This is a genomic window from Escherichia sp. E14V7 (assembly GCF_004212225.1).
Taxonomy (GTDB): domain Bacteria; phylum Pseudomonadota; class Gammaproteobacteria; order Enterobacterales; family Enterobacteriaceae; genus Escherichia.
Genome location: NZ_RHJJ01000001.1, coordinates 278,661 through 292,118, shown reverse-complemented (window position 1 = coordinate 292,118; position 13,458 = coordinate 278,661). Strand labels below are relative to the sequence as shown.

The 13,458-nt window shown below is 52.0% G+C and carries 15 protein-coding genes; 3 read left to right on the top strand and 12 right to left on the bottom strand.

Annotated features, from left to right (window positions below; all coding sequences use genetic code 11):
- Position 1: 1 nt before the first annotated feature.
- The 9 genes from hypA to yghX form a co-directional block, all read right to left on the bottom strand.
- The gene (gene hypA, locus D9741_RS01450) at positions 2-343 is read right to left on the bottom strand and encodes a hydrogenase maturation nickel metallochaperone HypA (RefSeq protein WP_000544956.1); all 342 of its coding nucleotides are present in this window, start codon (positions 341-343) and stop codon (positions 2-4) included.
- On the bottom strand, positions 336-824 hold the full coding sequence (gene hybE / locus D9741_RS01445) for a hydrogenase-2 assembly chaperone (RefSeq protein ID WP_000134014.1): 489 nt from the start codon (positions 822-824) through the stop codon (positions 336-338). Before hybE ends, hypA begins: the two co-directional genes overlap by 8 nt.
- On the bottom strand, positions 817-1,311 hold the full coding sequence (locus D9741_RS01440; protein WP_001221940.1) for a HyaD/HybD family hydrogenase maturation endopeptidase: 495 nt from the start codon (positions 1,309-1,311) through the stop codon (positions 817-819). Before D9741_RS01440 ends, hybE begins: the two co-directional genes overlap by 8 nt.
- Positions 1,311-3,014 carry a hydrogenase 2 large subunit gene (gene hybC, locus D9741_RS01435; RefSeq protein WP_000083065.1) on the bottom strand — a complete coding sequence of 568 codons (1,704 nt, stop codon included), beginning with the start codon at positions 3,012-3,014 and terminating at the stop codon, positions 1,311-1,313. The genes D9741_RS01440 and hybC overlap by 1 nt, the downstream gene beginning before the upstream one ends.
- Complete coding sequence (gene hybB, locus D9741_RS01430) at positions 3,011-4,189, bottom strand: Ni/Fe-hydrogenase cytochrome b subunit (protein ID WP_000017694.1); 1,179 nt, start codon at positions 4,187-4,189, stop codon at positions 3,011-3,013. The genes hybC and hybB overlap by 4 nt, the downstream gene beginning before the upstream one ends.
- Positions 4,179-5,165, bottom strand: coding sequence for a hydrogenase 2 operon protein HybA (gene hybA / locus D9741_RS01425; protein ID WP_130218138.1), 987 nt, complete (start codon positions 5,163-5,165; stop codon positions 4,179-4,181). The genes hybB and hybA overlap by 11 nt, the downstream gene beginning before the upstream one ends.
- A gap of 2 nt (positions 5,166-5,167) precedes the next feature.
- Positions 5,168-6,286, bottom strand: a complete 1,119-nt coding sequence (gene hybO, locus D9741_RS01420) for a hydrogenase 2 small subunit (RefSeq protein WP_130218140.1) — start codon at positions 6,284-6,286, stop codon at positions 5,168-5,170.
- A 188-nt stretch (positions 6,287-6,474) separates the two neighbouring features.
- Positions 6,475-6,762 carry a DUF2623 family protein YghW gene (gene yghW / locus D9741_RS01415; protein WP_001059136.1) on the bottom strand — a complete coding sequence of 96 codons (288 nt, stop codon included), beginning with the start codon at positions 6,760-6,762 and terminating at the stop codon, positions 6,475-6,477.
- Between the two features lie 118 nt (positions 6,763-6,880).
- On the bottom strand, positions 6,881-7,768 hold the full coding sequence (yghX, locus tag D9741_RS01410; protein WP_130218142.1) for a YghX family hydrolase: 888 nt from the start codon (positions 7,766-7,768) through the stop codon (positions 6,881-6,883).
- A 156-nt stretch (positions 7,769-7,924) separates the two neighbouring features.
- Here yghX and gpr point away from each other — a divergent pair, with 156 nt between their 5' ends.
- The gene (gpr, locus tag D9741_RS01405; protein WP_130218144.1) at positions 7,925-8,965 is read left to right on the top strand and encodes an L-glyceraldehyde 3-phosphate reductase; all 1,041 of its coding nucleotides are present in this window, start codon (positions 7,925-7,927) and stop codon (positions 8,963-8,965) included.
- Between the two features lie 39 nt (positions 8,966-9,004).
- On the opposite strand, the gene D9741_RS01400 is transcribed toward gpr, so the two are convergent.
- A complete protein-coding gene (locus tag D9741_RS01400; RefSeq protein WP_000439331.1) occupies positions 9,005-9,499 on the bottom strand; it encodes a TIGR00645 family protein in 495 nt (164 codons plus the stop codon).
- 190 nt (positions 9,500-9,689) lie between these two features.
- On the opposite strand from D9741_RS01400, the gene yghA reads away from it, so the two are divergent.
- Positions 9,690-10,574, top strand: coding sequence for an NADP(+)-dependent aldehyde reductase (yghA, locus tag D9741_RS01395; RefSeq protein WP_130218146.1), 885 nt, complete (start codon positions 9,690-9,692; stop codon positions 10,572-10,574).
- Between the two features lie 158 nt (positions 10,575-10,732).
- Here the strand turns inward: yghA and exbD are convergent, their stop codons facing one another.
- Both exbD and exbB read right to left on the bottom strand, forming a co-directional pair.
- Positions 10,733-11,158 carry a TonB system transport protein ExbD gene (gene exbD / locus D9741_RS01390; RefSeq protein WP_130218148.1) on the bottom strand — a complete coding sequence of 142 codons (426 nt, stop codon included), beginning with the start codon at positions 11,156-11,158 and terminating at the stop codon, positions 10,733-10,735.
- A 6-nt stretch (positions 11,159-11,164) separates the two neighbouring features.
- Complete coding sequence (gene exbB / locus D9741_RS01385; protein ID WP_130208037.1) at positions 11,165-11,899, bottom strand: tol-pal system-associated acyl-CoA thioesterase; 735 nt, start codon at positions 11,897-11,899, stop codon at positions 11,165-11,167.
- A gap of 251 nt (positions 11,900-12,150) precedes the next feature.
- On the opposite strand from exbB, the gene metC reads away from it, so the two are divergent.
- Positions 12,151-13,338: a cystathionine beta-lyase gene (metC, locus tag D9741_RS01380; protein WP_130218150.1), complete on the top strand. Its 1,188-nt coding sequence runs from the start codon at positions 12,151-12,153 to the stop codon at positions 13,336-13,338.
- Positions 13,339-13,458 lie beyond the last annotated feature (120 nt).

Here is a 13,458-nt window from a genome sequence, read left to right as displayed (position 1 = left end):
GTTATTCAACTTCAATACTTTTGACGATCAGCGAATCGCCGGTATCGACACGCAACCGCTCGCCATGACAGATCGGACACTGCGCATCGTGCTGATGAATCTCCACCACCTGGCTGCAATCCCAACACCAGGCCTGGGCGGGTTTATAGACGATATGTAAATCGCACCCTTGCGCCACCGTTCCCTGGCAGACAATTTCAAAACTAAAACGGACGGCGCTCTCCTCAACGCAGGAGAGCGCGCCAATTTCCAGCCACACGGCGGTGACGCGCTTAACATCGTGCTGCTCCGCCTGCCGTTGGATAATCTCAACGGCGCTCTGGCAAAGCGACAACTCATGCATTTTCGCCACTCCTGCGACCAAACAGCAGGGCGCGACGCCCTGCATGTGGTACATCCGGATTAGTGACTGGCAGCGAAAGGATCATTCGCGCGCAGTCATCCGTCAGGCGTTGGCCCTCTTCAATCGACATGCTGTGCGAAAGCGGCGACATCAGCGAACAGGAGAGATATTGAGAAACACCGTCCAGTTCGCCAACGGTAAAGGTCATAGTGCCATACGGCAGTTGCAGACCGATTTTTTCACTCACTTTGCGCAGCGGCCAGAGTTGATCCGGGCCGGGGAAGATAACTGCACTCAGCATCCACGGGGTGATCACACACCCCGTCCACTGACCTTCGAACAGCGTAAAGTCGGAAACATACACCGGCATTGAAGGATGCAGAAAAGAGAGATCGTGCATCGAACGCCGGGCAATTTCTTCAAACGCTGCCTGTACTTGCGCCTTCGGGGAGGTCTGGAAACCTGCTATCTCTTCAGTCATGAGTCGCCTCCCGTGGGATGGCTTCCACGCCTGATTCGCGCAGCGCAGCCAGAACCTGCTCAAGCGCAGGTTCAATCATTGCTTCAACCGTCGGCGTTAAGCCGATGTGCGGCTCCAGTGATTCCGGGATCACGCCGACCAGGGTCAGCTTTTTCGGAAACTCACCGGTGAAGCGCAGGGCCGACAAGACGTCGGCCAGGCCAAGCTGATGCGGAGAGATTTTGTTGGTAAACAACGCCGGAACTTCTTCATCCCGCAGGATCATCATCGTTCCCGGCGCGTTCTTTTTCGAGACAATGGCATCGGCGATAATCAGATGATCGCGATTTGCCATGTCACCAAGCAGCTCCATTCCCGCCGTGCCGCCATCGAGGATCTCAACATAATCCGGCAGAATGTATCGTTGCTCTAACGCTTCAACAATCCGCACACCGATGGCTTCATCGGTCAGCAAAATATTGCCGACCCCTAAGACTAAAATACGCATTACAGAACCTTCACTGAAACCACTTCGTTGCCGTCGGCATCCACTACGTGTACCGCACAGGCCATGCACGGGTCGAAGGAGTGAATGGTGCGCACCACTTCCAGCGGTTTATTCGGATCGGCAACCGGTGTACCCACCAGCGACTGCTCGTACGGACCGACGTCATCATTGAAGTTACGCGGACCAGAGTTCCAGGTTGATGGAACAACCGCCTGGTAGTTGCTGATGATACCGTCTTTAATAACCATCCAGTGAGAGAGCATACCGCGCGGCGCTTCGAGGAAGCCAACACCTTTGAACTCACCCGTTGCCGGAATGTTCGGCTTCACAAAGGTGGTGTGATCGCCTTTGCCGATATTGGTGATCAGTGCACTGTATTGGTTTTGCAGGATATCCTGCAATTCGCAGCAGTGAACGGTACGACCAATAATACGGCCCAGCGTAGAGTGCAGCTGCGCCACTTCCAGCGTGTTGCCAGTCAGTTTCTGATAAATCGCAACGATTTCATTCAGTTTGTTCTGGGTAGACTCGCGACCTGCCGCCAGTTTTACCAGCATGTTAGCCAGCGGCCCCACTTCTACCGTTTTGCCGTAGAAAGTCGGTGATTTCACCCAGGAATATTTACCGTCGTCAGACCAACCATCATAAGCCGGAATGGTGGTACCTTCCCACGGAGCCTGCGGCGCTTCGTCCTTATACCAGGAGTGCTTCGCGCTTTCCTGAATTCCTTTGATCAGGTATTCATCGGAATGAGAAGTGATCGGACGATACGAGGACAGATCCGCATTCTCAATGTAGCCGCCCGGGAACAGGAAGCTGCCGTTTTTACTGTCGGTCGGGAATTCCGGCACGCTCAGGTAGTTCACCGCTCCTTTACCGCGCGTCAGCCATTCCGGGTAGAACGCGGCGATAACGGCGGTATCAACCTTGTAAACCTGCTCAACAAAGTCGCTCAGCTTGTCGATGAAGGACTTGATGTACATCAGGCGCTCAAGGTTCAGCACACCCAGACCGTCGAGGTTGATCGGGTTCGCGACACCACCTACCGCCAGGTTCTGAATGTGCGGCGTTTTACCGCCCAGCAGCGCCACGACGCGGTTAGCGTCACGCTGGCACTCCAGCGCTTGCAGGTAGTGCGCTACCGCAATCAGGTTCACTTCCGGCGGCAGTTTCATCGCCGGGTGACCCCAGTAGCCATTGGCGAAAATACCCAACTGACCGCTGGCAACCAGATCTTTGATCTTGTTCTGAACTTTGGTGAACTCTTCCGGGCTGTTCAGATGCCAGGTCGAAACGCCTTTCAGCATTTCGGAGGCTTTGGTTGGATCAGCTTGCAATGCAGAAGTGATGTCCACCCAGTCCAGCGCCGAAAGCTGATAGAAATGAACGATATGGTCATGCGTGGTGTGCGCAGCCAGAATGATGTTACGGATGTATTGCGCGTTAACCGGAACGTCGATATTCAGCGCACTTTCTGCCGCACGGACGGAAGACAGCGCGTGAGTAGTAGTACATACGCCACAGATACGTTGCACAATCATCCATGCATCGCGCGGATCGCGGTTTTTCACGATCTCTTCCATGCCGCGCCACATGGTACCGGAAGCCCATGCTTTCGAAACGACGCCATTTTCGATTTCGCAATCGATGCGTAAATGCCCTTCAATTCGGGTTACCGGATCAATAGTAATTCTCTGGCTCATGCTTTGCTCGCCTCATGACGATTATGATCGTTTTGTTTTAAAGGAGGAAGTATCGGCAGTAGACGAATGAGTACGATGTAAGCGCAAATCTCAATAGCCACAAAACCAATAGAAATCAACAGTTCTTCCCAGGTCGGGAAGTAGGCGTAACCGCCGCCCGGGTTGAATGCCACCAGCGAATAGGTCAGACGCCAGGTTGCACAACCTAACAGCGCGCTCAGTGCCGACAGGAACAGCATGCGGGAATCATTACGCAGCTTCGCCACACGCAAAACCACCAGCGGGAAGAGCATCAGCAGGACTTCAATCCAGAACATCACGGAGTAGAAGTCACCGGCAAACGCTAACGACAGCTTGTCGCGGTAGATTAGCTCGCCAAAGCGCAGCACGATGAAAATCGCCAGCAACACACTGATGGTGTTGGTCAGCTTGACGAACAGGCTCTTTTCATCCGGACCGTTGCCACGCAGACCCGCCTGCACCAGCGAACCTTCAAAGATGACAATCGAGAAGCCCATGATGAACGCCGTCAGCAGCGAGAACAGCGGCAACATTTCATAGCTCTGCCACAACGGATGCACTTTGTAGCCCGCCGAGATCATCAGCGACCCCATTGAAGACTGGTGCATAGTTGGCAGCAGCGCACCGAGCGCGATGATGAAGAACATCACCTTGTTCAGACGCTTGAGCGACACTTTCCAGCCCAGACGTTCAAACAGTGCCGGAGCAAACTCCAGTGCCATCACGCCGATGTAGATGGTCATACAGACCGCCGTCTCGAACAGTACCGAGTTCACGTTGAAGTGACCCGGAATGTAGAAGTACGGCAGGTTCCAGTAGCGACCAACGTCGATGGTGATCGACAAACCACCCAGTGAGTAACCAAACAGACTCGCCAACAGCGCCGGACGCACCAGCGGATGGTATTGCCCACGGTTAAAGACGTATACCGCCCACGCCAGCGCCCAGCCGCCACAGGCAAAGCCGGTGCCGATCAACAGGTCAAACGCGATCCACACGCCCCACGGGAAGCCGCCGTTCAGGTCAGAGACAGAGCCCAGACCGAACACCAGACGCTTCACAATCAGGAGCATACAGATGACGATTAACGGTCCAAAAATCATGACCGGTTTACTGATGATTTTGCCGCCCAGCGGTTGTGGATCATGACTCATGATCGTCTCCTCCGTCGTGATGGTCGTTTTTGGTGTTGCGACGAACCAGCACGGTTAAGCCCGCCAGCACAGCCAGTGGTAGCATCATGCCTTTATACAGGGTGTGTTGAATATTTTCGGAACGCGCACCGGTAGAAAGATCGTCCAGTTTCGGCAGGTCGAGATTTTCATAAGGCACACCCGTCAGTACCAGAACCTGAGTACCGCCGCCCTCTTTCTCGCCGTACAGATGCGGATAATATTTCGGCACCGTGTGCAGGTAAGTGTCGCCAGATTTCAGCGTCTGACGCGGATAGTGGTATTCGCTGCCAGGCTTCAGCGCCAGACGTTTTTTCGCCTCCGCCATCAGCTCTTCACGCGTACCAAAAATCACCGCCCCCGCCGGACACACTTCTACGCAACCTGGCAGACCGCCTTTATCGAGGCGTTCCACACCTTTCTGGTTGCACAGCTCACATTTATGCAGCGCACCAAACGGGTTGTTGTAGTCGTACTTCGGCACGTTGTACGGACAGGCAACCATGCAGTAACGGCAGCCGGTGCACACGTCTTTGTCGTAATGGACAATGCCGGTTTTCGGATCTTTTTTCAGTGCAGAAACCGGACACACGGAGACACAGTTCGGATCGACGCAATGCATACACTGTTTCTTAATGTACGCGTAGCCGTTCTCCTCCTGGTCTTTGTTGACGCCAATGCCGCTGGTCCACACCTGAATGATGTTATTGGTATACGGCGACAGTTTGTCGTTGTTCGACCAGGTCTGTTCCCCTTGTGGGTTACGTTCAGGGAAGTTGATATCCTGACACTTGGTGACGCAAGCCTGACAGCCTACGCACAAAGTCGAGTCGTACAACATCCCAAGCGATCCCGGAATTGGCGGGCGGTTTTCAGCAGCCGCATGACTGACAGACGGCAGTGCGCCCGTCAGCAATGCCCCGCAGGAGGCTGCTTTAATAAAATTACGTCTGTTCACGGTTATTCTCCCCGTGAGTCAGCGTTATCTTTCTTTTGCTGACGACCCAGTTCACGCACCGCCATCACGCTGACACCGGCAACCAGCCCAACCACACCGCCGAGCAAACCGATAGCGCCCGCAGAGACGTTGCCGCCTTCTTTAGCGTTGACGTCCGGTTTTTGTGAACGCGGAGTCTGGTTTTCGACGTTGGCAAGCTGATGGATGCCTTTATGGAAGCCGATACCTTCTTCGTTACAGCCATAGCATGGGTGACCAATTGCCACCGGCCACACGCCGCCAACGTCGCAGAATTGCAGCGTTGAGCAGTTGCCGTAAGTTTCTGGCCCTTTACAGCCGAGGTGGTACAGGCACCAGCCTTCACGGTGGCCTTCATCACCGAACTCTTTGGCAAAACGACCAGCATCAAAGTGCGGGCGGCGTTCGCAGTGTTCGTGAATCAGACGACCATAGGCGAAGGTCGGACGGTTTTTATCATCCAGCTTCGGCGGTTTGCCGTAAGTGATGAGGTGCGCAACGGTCGCGAGGAAGTTGTGCGGGTTTGGCGGGCAGCCAGGAATATTGATTACAGTTTTGCCTGGCAGAACTTCTTGCAGGCTGACCGCGCCGGTTGGGTTAACCCCAGCCGCGGCAACACCGCCCCACGCGGAGCAGGAACCGATAGCGATAATTGCTGCTGCGCCTTCTGCCGCTTTGCGGATGTGATCCACAATCGGCTCACCGGCTACCATGCAATAAATACCGTTATCTTTTAATGGGATGGAACCATCCACAACCAACACATACTGCCCTTTGTACTTCTCAAGTGCGTTGTGTTTGTTCTCTTCAACCTGATGGCCGAAGGCGGCAGAAAGCACTTCGTGATACTCCAGAGAGATAGTCTCCAGCACGAGGTTTTCTACCGTTGGATGCGTCGCACGAAGCAGAGATTCCGTACAACCGGTGCATTCCTGCGCGCCAATCCAGATAACCGGCGGGCGCTGCGGGTTAGTGACCGATTCGGCCATCTCTGCGGCGGCTTTGCTACTTAACCCCATGGTGGCGGCTAATGCTGCACAAAGCTTCATGAAATCACGACGATTAATGCCGTGAGAATGGATGAGGGTGTTATCTCCAGTCATTTATTGTTATTCCGTTGCGAAGACCTGGCATATATTTTGCCTCAACCGCAAAATCAATAATGCGATCGATGCGCCATTTACCACACATTTATTATGGTTATCATTACAATGATACTGCGGCGGGGCGCTAAAACGAAGGGAATAAGCATTAGTGTAATTAATTAAAGCAAGATAATACGTATGTTTGATCAATTTTCGAGGCGATAACCAGCCATAAAAAAGCGCAACGTAGAACAGGAATTATTCTCACGAAAGAAATCCATTACCATCTCTTTATCCAGCCCATAACGGCGCGTCAGAATACCCGCTTCCCAGGCGCTGAGCTGCCGATCGCCGGTCTTTTCATACATCCGGTGCGAGTAGCCTAATACAAAACCACGTTTATAATCGGCGCAAAATTTAGTCACATTAACTGCACTGTCGGCATGCGTTGCTTTTAATCCCGCCATTAAGCCTTTACCGAAATGGTTATTCATCGTTTACCTCAAACGTTATATATCAGTATATATAGCGATATTTTAGGCAAACTCCAACTTTTACGCACGCTATTTTTTCCTGCACATATAGGACGTTATCCTTTAAGGGATAAACACTTCAGGAAAGATATTTATCGAACCATGTCAGCGTCCTTTGCCAGGCAAGATCGGCGGCTGATTTGTCATAACGTGGCGTGGAATCATTATGGAATCCATGGTTAACCCCCGGATAGATATACGCTTCATAGACTTTGTTATTGGCCTTCAACGCCGCCTCGTAAGCGGGCCAGCCCTCGTTGATTCGGGTATCCAGTTCCGCGTAGTGGAGCAGTAAAGGCGCTTCAATCTTCGCCACATCGGCAGTGGGTGCCTGACGACCATAAAACGGCACCGCGCAGGCCAGTTCCGGATACGCCACGGCAGCCGCGTTCGATACGCCACCGCCATAGCAAAATCCGGTAATACCCACTTTGCCTGTCGCTTGCGGATAGCGTTGCATAAACTCAATTGCGGCAAAGAAATCATTCATCAGTTTGGTTGGATCAACCTGCTGTTGCAGCTCACGACCTTTATCATCATTACCCGGATAACCTCCAACGGAACTTAAGCCGTCAGGTGCCAGGACGATATACCCCGCCTTCGCCACCCGCCGTGCTACATCTTCGATATACGGATTCAGCCCACGATTTTCATGCACCACCACCACAGCGGGTGTTTTGTCGCTCATCTTCGCAGGCTTCACCAGATAACCACGAACCTCGCCGTGACCATTTGGCGAAGGATACGTGATGTACTCAGCGATAATCTCCGGGTCAGTAAACTCCACCTGGGTCGCCCACGCGTAATTTGGCTTAAGCAAATCAAACAACGCTAACGCCGTCATCCCGCCCACCGCGTACTTCGCTGCCAGGTTGAGAAACTCACGTTTTGATATTTTCCCATGAGCGTAATAGTCGTAGTAATCCAGCAACTCTTGCGGAAAATCTTTGGCGGTCAAACGCGGCATCGTTTTACTCCTCAGCTGTTGTTTTTTTAAGCAAAGCATAAGCGTGTGTTTTTGCCCAGTTTTTCGTCACTCTGTGAGCGATGCTACGGGATACGTCCTGGTAAATCGCTAGACTAGAAACATTGTTTCGAAATTGAATGGTGGAAAGGAGATGTCATGGTCTGGTTAGCGAATCCCGAACGTTACGGGCAGATGCAGTACCGCTATTGCGGAAAAAGCGGTTTACGCCTGCCCGCGTTATCGCTCGGTTTATGGCACAATTTCGGTCACGTTAACGCGCTGGAATCACAGCGTGCGATCCTGCGTAAAGCGTTTGATTTAGGCATTACGCACTTTGATTTAGCCAACAATTACGGCCCGCCTCCAGGAAGTGCAGAAGAGAACTTTGGTCGTCTGTTATGGGAAGATTTTGCGCCTTATCGTGACGAGTTAATTATCTCCACCAAAGCTGGCTATGATATGTGGCCTGGCCCGTATGGCTCTGGCGGGTCGCGTAAATACCTGCTCGCCAGTCTCGACCAAAGCCTGAAGCGTATGGGGCTTGAGTATGTCGATATCTTTTACTCGCACCGTGTCGATGAAAATACGCCAATGGAGGAAACCGCCTCTGCGCTTGCCCATGCGGTGCAAAGTGGTAAGGCGCTGTATGTTGGGATCTCTTCATACTCGCCAGAGCGGACGCAAAAAATGGTCGAGTTGCTGCGCGAGTGGAAAATTCCGCTGTTAATTCATCAGCCTTCATACAATTTACTGAACCGCTGGGTGGATAAAAGCGGCCTGCTGGATACCCTGCAAAATAACGGCGTGGGCTGCATTGCCTTCACCCCACTGGCCCAGGGATTGCTGACCGGAAAATATCTCAACGGCATTCCTGAAGATTCACGGATGCATCGCGAAGGTCATAAAGTGCGCGGCCTGACACCGAAAATGCTCACCGAAGCTAACCTCAACAGCCTGCGGTTATTGAATGAAATGGCACAGCAGCGCGGTCAGTCTATGGCGCAAATGGCGTTAAGCTGGTTGCTGAAAGATGAGCGAGTGACGTCGGTATTGATTGGTGCCAGCCGTCCGGAGCAACTGGAGGAGAACGTACAGGCATTGAATAATCTGGCGTTTAGTGCCGAAGAACTGGCGCAGATTGACCAGCATATTGCCGATGGCGAGCTAAACCTGTGGCAAGCATCTTCCGATAAATAACAAGTTCATACCGGGCGCGAGAACCGCGCCCGAATCAGATCAGTGATTATGACGAGTTAGTCGGTCAAGATAGCCCATCACAAATGCAGAAAGCACAAACGTCAGATGGATAATGACGTACCACATCAGTTTGTTATCCGGGACATTTTTCGCATCCATAAAGACGCGCAGTAAGTGAATGGAAGAGATTGCCACAATCGACGCTGCCACTTTGTTTTTTAGCGACGTTGCGTCCATTTTCCCCAGCCAGTTCAGTTTCTCTTTGTTCTCGGAGATATCCAGCTGCGAGACGAAATTCTCATAACCGGAAAACATCACCATCACCAGCAAACCGCCAACCAGCGTCATATCCACCAGCGACAGCAACACGAGGATCAAATCTGATTCTGCCATTGAGAAGATATTCGGCAGGACGTGAATAATCTCCTGAAAGAACTTCAGCGCCAGGGCAACCAGCGCCAGCGAAAGGCCAAAGTACACGGGGGCAAGCAGCCAGCGAGAAGCATACATTGCATTTTCAAGAAAACGTTCCATACATTCCTGTCGTGTAGTTAAAACGGGCAACAGTATATCGCAATTGAGTTAACAGCACGCAACAGCAAATCAACATATACGTTAAACCGTTGTCGCATAATTCTGAGATTTAGGGATCTTCCTGGTTCCCTGATTACCGTGGCGCGTGCGTCTACCCTTAAAGGACGTTGAACCTGAAGGGAGAAAAGCGATGTCTCATTTAAAAGACCCGACCACACAGTATTACACTGGTGAATATCCCAAACAGAAACAACCAGCGCCCGGCATCCAGGCGAAGATGACGCCCGTGCCAGATTGCGGCGAGAAAACCTATGTCGGTAGCGGTCGCCTGAAAGATCGTAAAGCACTGGTGACAGGGGGCGATTCCGGAATCGGTCGCGCTGCCGCCATCGCTTACGCGCGTGAAGGCGCTGACGTGGCGATCAGTTATCTTCCCGTGGAAGAAGAAGATGCTCAGGATGTGAAAAAGATCATTGAAGAATGCGGACGCAAAGCCATTCTGCTGCCGGGCGATTTAAGCGATGAGAAATTTGCCCGTTCGCTGGTTCACGACGCGCATAAGGCGTTAGGCGGGCTGGATATTATGGCGCTGGTCGCCGGGAAACAGGTTGCCATTCCTGATATTGCAGAGCTCACCAGCGAACAGTTTCAAAAGACCTTTGCCATTAACGTTTTCGCGCTGTTCTGGCTAACCCAGGAAGCAATTCCCCTGCTACCGAAAGGCGCCAGTATCATCACCACTTCGTCAATCCAGGCCTACCAGCCAAGCCCGCATTTGCTGGACTATGCGGCTACGAAGGCGGCGATTCTGAACTACAGCCGTGGCCTGGCAAAACAGGTCGCGGAGAAAGGTATTCGGGTGAATATTGTCGCGCCAGGCCCTATCTGGACAGCACTGCAAATTTCCGGCGGACAGACGCAGGATAAGATCCCGCAGTTTGGTCAGAAAACACCGATGAAACGTGCGGGGCAACCGGCGGAGCTGGCCCCTGTATATGTTTATCTGGCAAGTCAGGAGTCGAGCTATGTCACCGCAGAAGTACACGGCGTGTGTGGCGGCGAACATTTAGGCTAAAAAATACCCGGTTGTGTGATAGCAACCGGGCATCATTGTGCTTTTAACCTTGCCGGATGCGGCGTAAACGCCTTATCCGACCTACAAACTCATGAAAACTCAACACGTTGCGATAAATTTTGTAGGCCAGATAAGCGTAGCGCATCAGGCAATTCGCTTTACTTCGCTTTGGCAGTTTCTTCGCCGACCAGACCAATCTTCAGGTAACCTGCCTGATGCAGCTTATCCATTACCTTCATCAACATCTCGTAGTCGACGGTCTTATCTGCATGGAAGAAGATGGTGGTATCTTTCTTACCTTCGGTTAACGCATTCAGCGCCGTAACCATCGTTTCATCGGTGACCGGATCGTTACCGATAAACATTGAGTTGTCCGCCTTCACCGACAGATAAACCGGTTTTTCCGGGCGCGGCTGCGGCGTGCTGGTAGAAGCAGGCAAGTTCACCTTCACATCTACCGTCGCTAACGGTGCCGCCACCATAAAGATAATCAGCAGAACCAACATCACGTCGATAAACGGCGTCACGTTGATATCATGCATTTCGCCGTTATCGTCGAGGTTTTCGTTAAGATGCATTGCCATCGGACATTATCCTGCGCGTAATTTTTGTGCAACACGAACCGGATGCGCAGCGGCGCTGGCTTCCAGATCCAGGTCACGGCTTTGCAGCAACAATACCTGCGCTGCGACATCGCCAAGCATCGCTTTAAAGCCGCCAATCTGGCGTGCAAATACGTTATAGATAACGACCGCCGGAATCGCTGCCACCAGACCGATTGCCGTTGCCAGCAACGCTTCTGCAATACCCGGTGCAACCACTGCCAGGTTGGTAGTTTGCGTTTGCGCGATACCAATAAAGCTGTTCATGATGCCCCAGACCGTACCAAACAGACCAACGAACGGCGAAATTGCGCCGATGGTAGCAAGATAACCGTTACCGCGGCCCATTTGACGACCTACTGCGGCGACCCGACGCTCAAGGCGGAAACTGGTACGCTCTTTAATACCTTCGTTATCGTCGCTGCCTTCCGACAGTTCCAGCTCATTTTGCGCTTCATTGAGCAAATGCAAGCTTAAGCTTTTGCTACCAAAATCAGCGGCGATATCGCTGGCCTGGTTTAAAGAGCGTGCTTCAGCCAGCAGTTGCTGCTCGCGCTTCAGGCGACGCTTCTGGTTGAAGAACTCTACGCTCTTACTGAAAAAGATTGCCCAGGTGACTACGGAGGCCAAAATAAGCCCAATCATCACGCACTTAACGACAATATCGGCGTGCTGATACATACCCCAGACGGAAAGGTCCGTCTGCATTAAATTATTACCCACTGTGTATCTCCAGGACGCAAGTCACAAAATCTGCGCACAATAATATCAAAACGACGTCGAATTGATAGTCGTTCTCATTACTATTTGCATACTGCCGTACCTTTGCTTTCTTTTCTTTGCGTTTACGCAGTAAAAAAGTCACCAGTACACCTTTTGCGAAATTTTTCTGCTTTATGCCAATTCTTCAGGATGCGCATAACCTCATTCGTGCTAGTTTAGACATCCAGACGTATAAAAACAGGAATCCCAACATGGCAGACAAACAACTTGATACTCAACTGGTCAATGCAGGACGCAGCCAAAAATACACTCTCGGCGCGGTAAATAGCGTGATTCAGCGCGCCTCTTCGCTGGTCTTTGACAGTGTGGAAGCCAAAAAACATGCGACGCGCAATCGCGCCAATGGCGAGTTGTTCTATGGACGGCGCGGAACGTTAACCCATTTCTCCTTACAAGAAGCGATGTGCGAACTGGAAGGTGGCGCAGGTTGCGCGCTGTTTCCTTGCGGGGCGGCAGCGGTTGCCAATTCCATTCTTGCTTTTGTTGAACAGGGCGATCATGTGTTGATGACAAATACCGCCTACGAGCCGAGCCAGGATTTCTGTAGCAAAATCCTCAGCAAGTTGGGCGTAACGACATCATGGTTTGATCCGCTGATTGGTGCCGATATCGTTAAACATCTGCAGCCAAACACTAAAATCGTGTTTCTGGAATCGCCAGGCTCCATCACCATGGAAGTCCACGACGTTCCGGCGATTGTTGCCGCCGTACGCAGTGTGGTGCCGGACGCCATCATTATGATCGATAACACCTGGGCTGCCGGAGTGCTGTTCAAAGCTCTTGATTTTGGTATTGATGTTTCTATTCAGGCCGCCACCAAATATCTGGTAGGGCATTCAGATGCGATGATTGGCACTGCCGTGTGCAATGCCCGTTGCTGGGAGCAACTGCGGGAAAATGCCTATCTGATGGGGCAGATGGTCGACGCAGATACCGCCTATATGACCAGTCGTGGCCTGCGTACACTGGGCGTGCGTCTGCGCCAACATCATGAAAGCAGCCTGAAAGTGGCTGAATGGCTGGCCACACATCCGCAGGTTGAGCGAGTTAACCACCCTGCTCTGCCAGGCAGTAAAGGCCATGAATTCTGGAAACGAGACTTTACAGGTAGCAGCGGACTATTTTCCTTTGTCCTGAAGAAAAAACTTAATGACGAAGAACTGGCGAACTATCTGGATAACTTCAGTTTATTCAGCATGGCCTTCTCATGGGGCGGGTATGAATCCTTGATCCTCGCGAACCAGCCAGAACATCTCACCGCCATCCGCCCGCAAGGTAAGATCGATTTTAGCGGCACCTTGATTCGCCTGCATATTGGTCTGGAAAACGTCGACGATCTGATTGCCGATCTGGACGCCGGCTTCGCGCGAATTGTGTAACATTGCCAAATTTGGACAATTTTGCAGACATTTAATTGTGAATAGTCTTAAATTGTTGCGTCCGGGATCAAGGCGTCCCGGACGATTCAGGAGTACAATAGTCAAATTAAGGCTTAAACG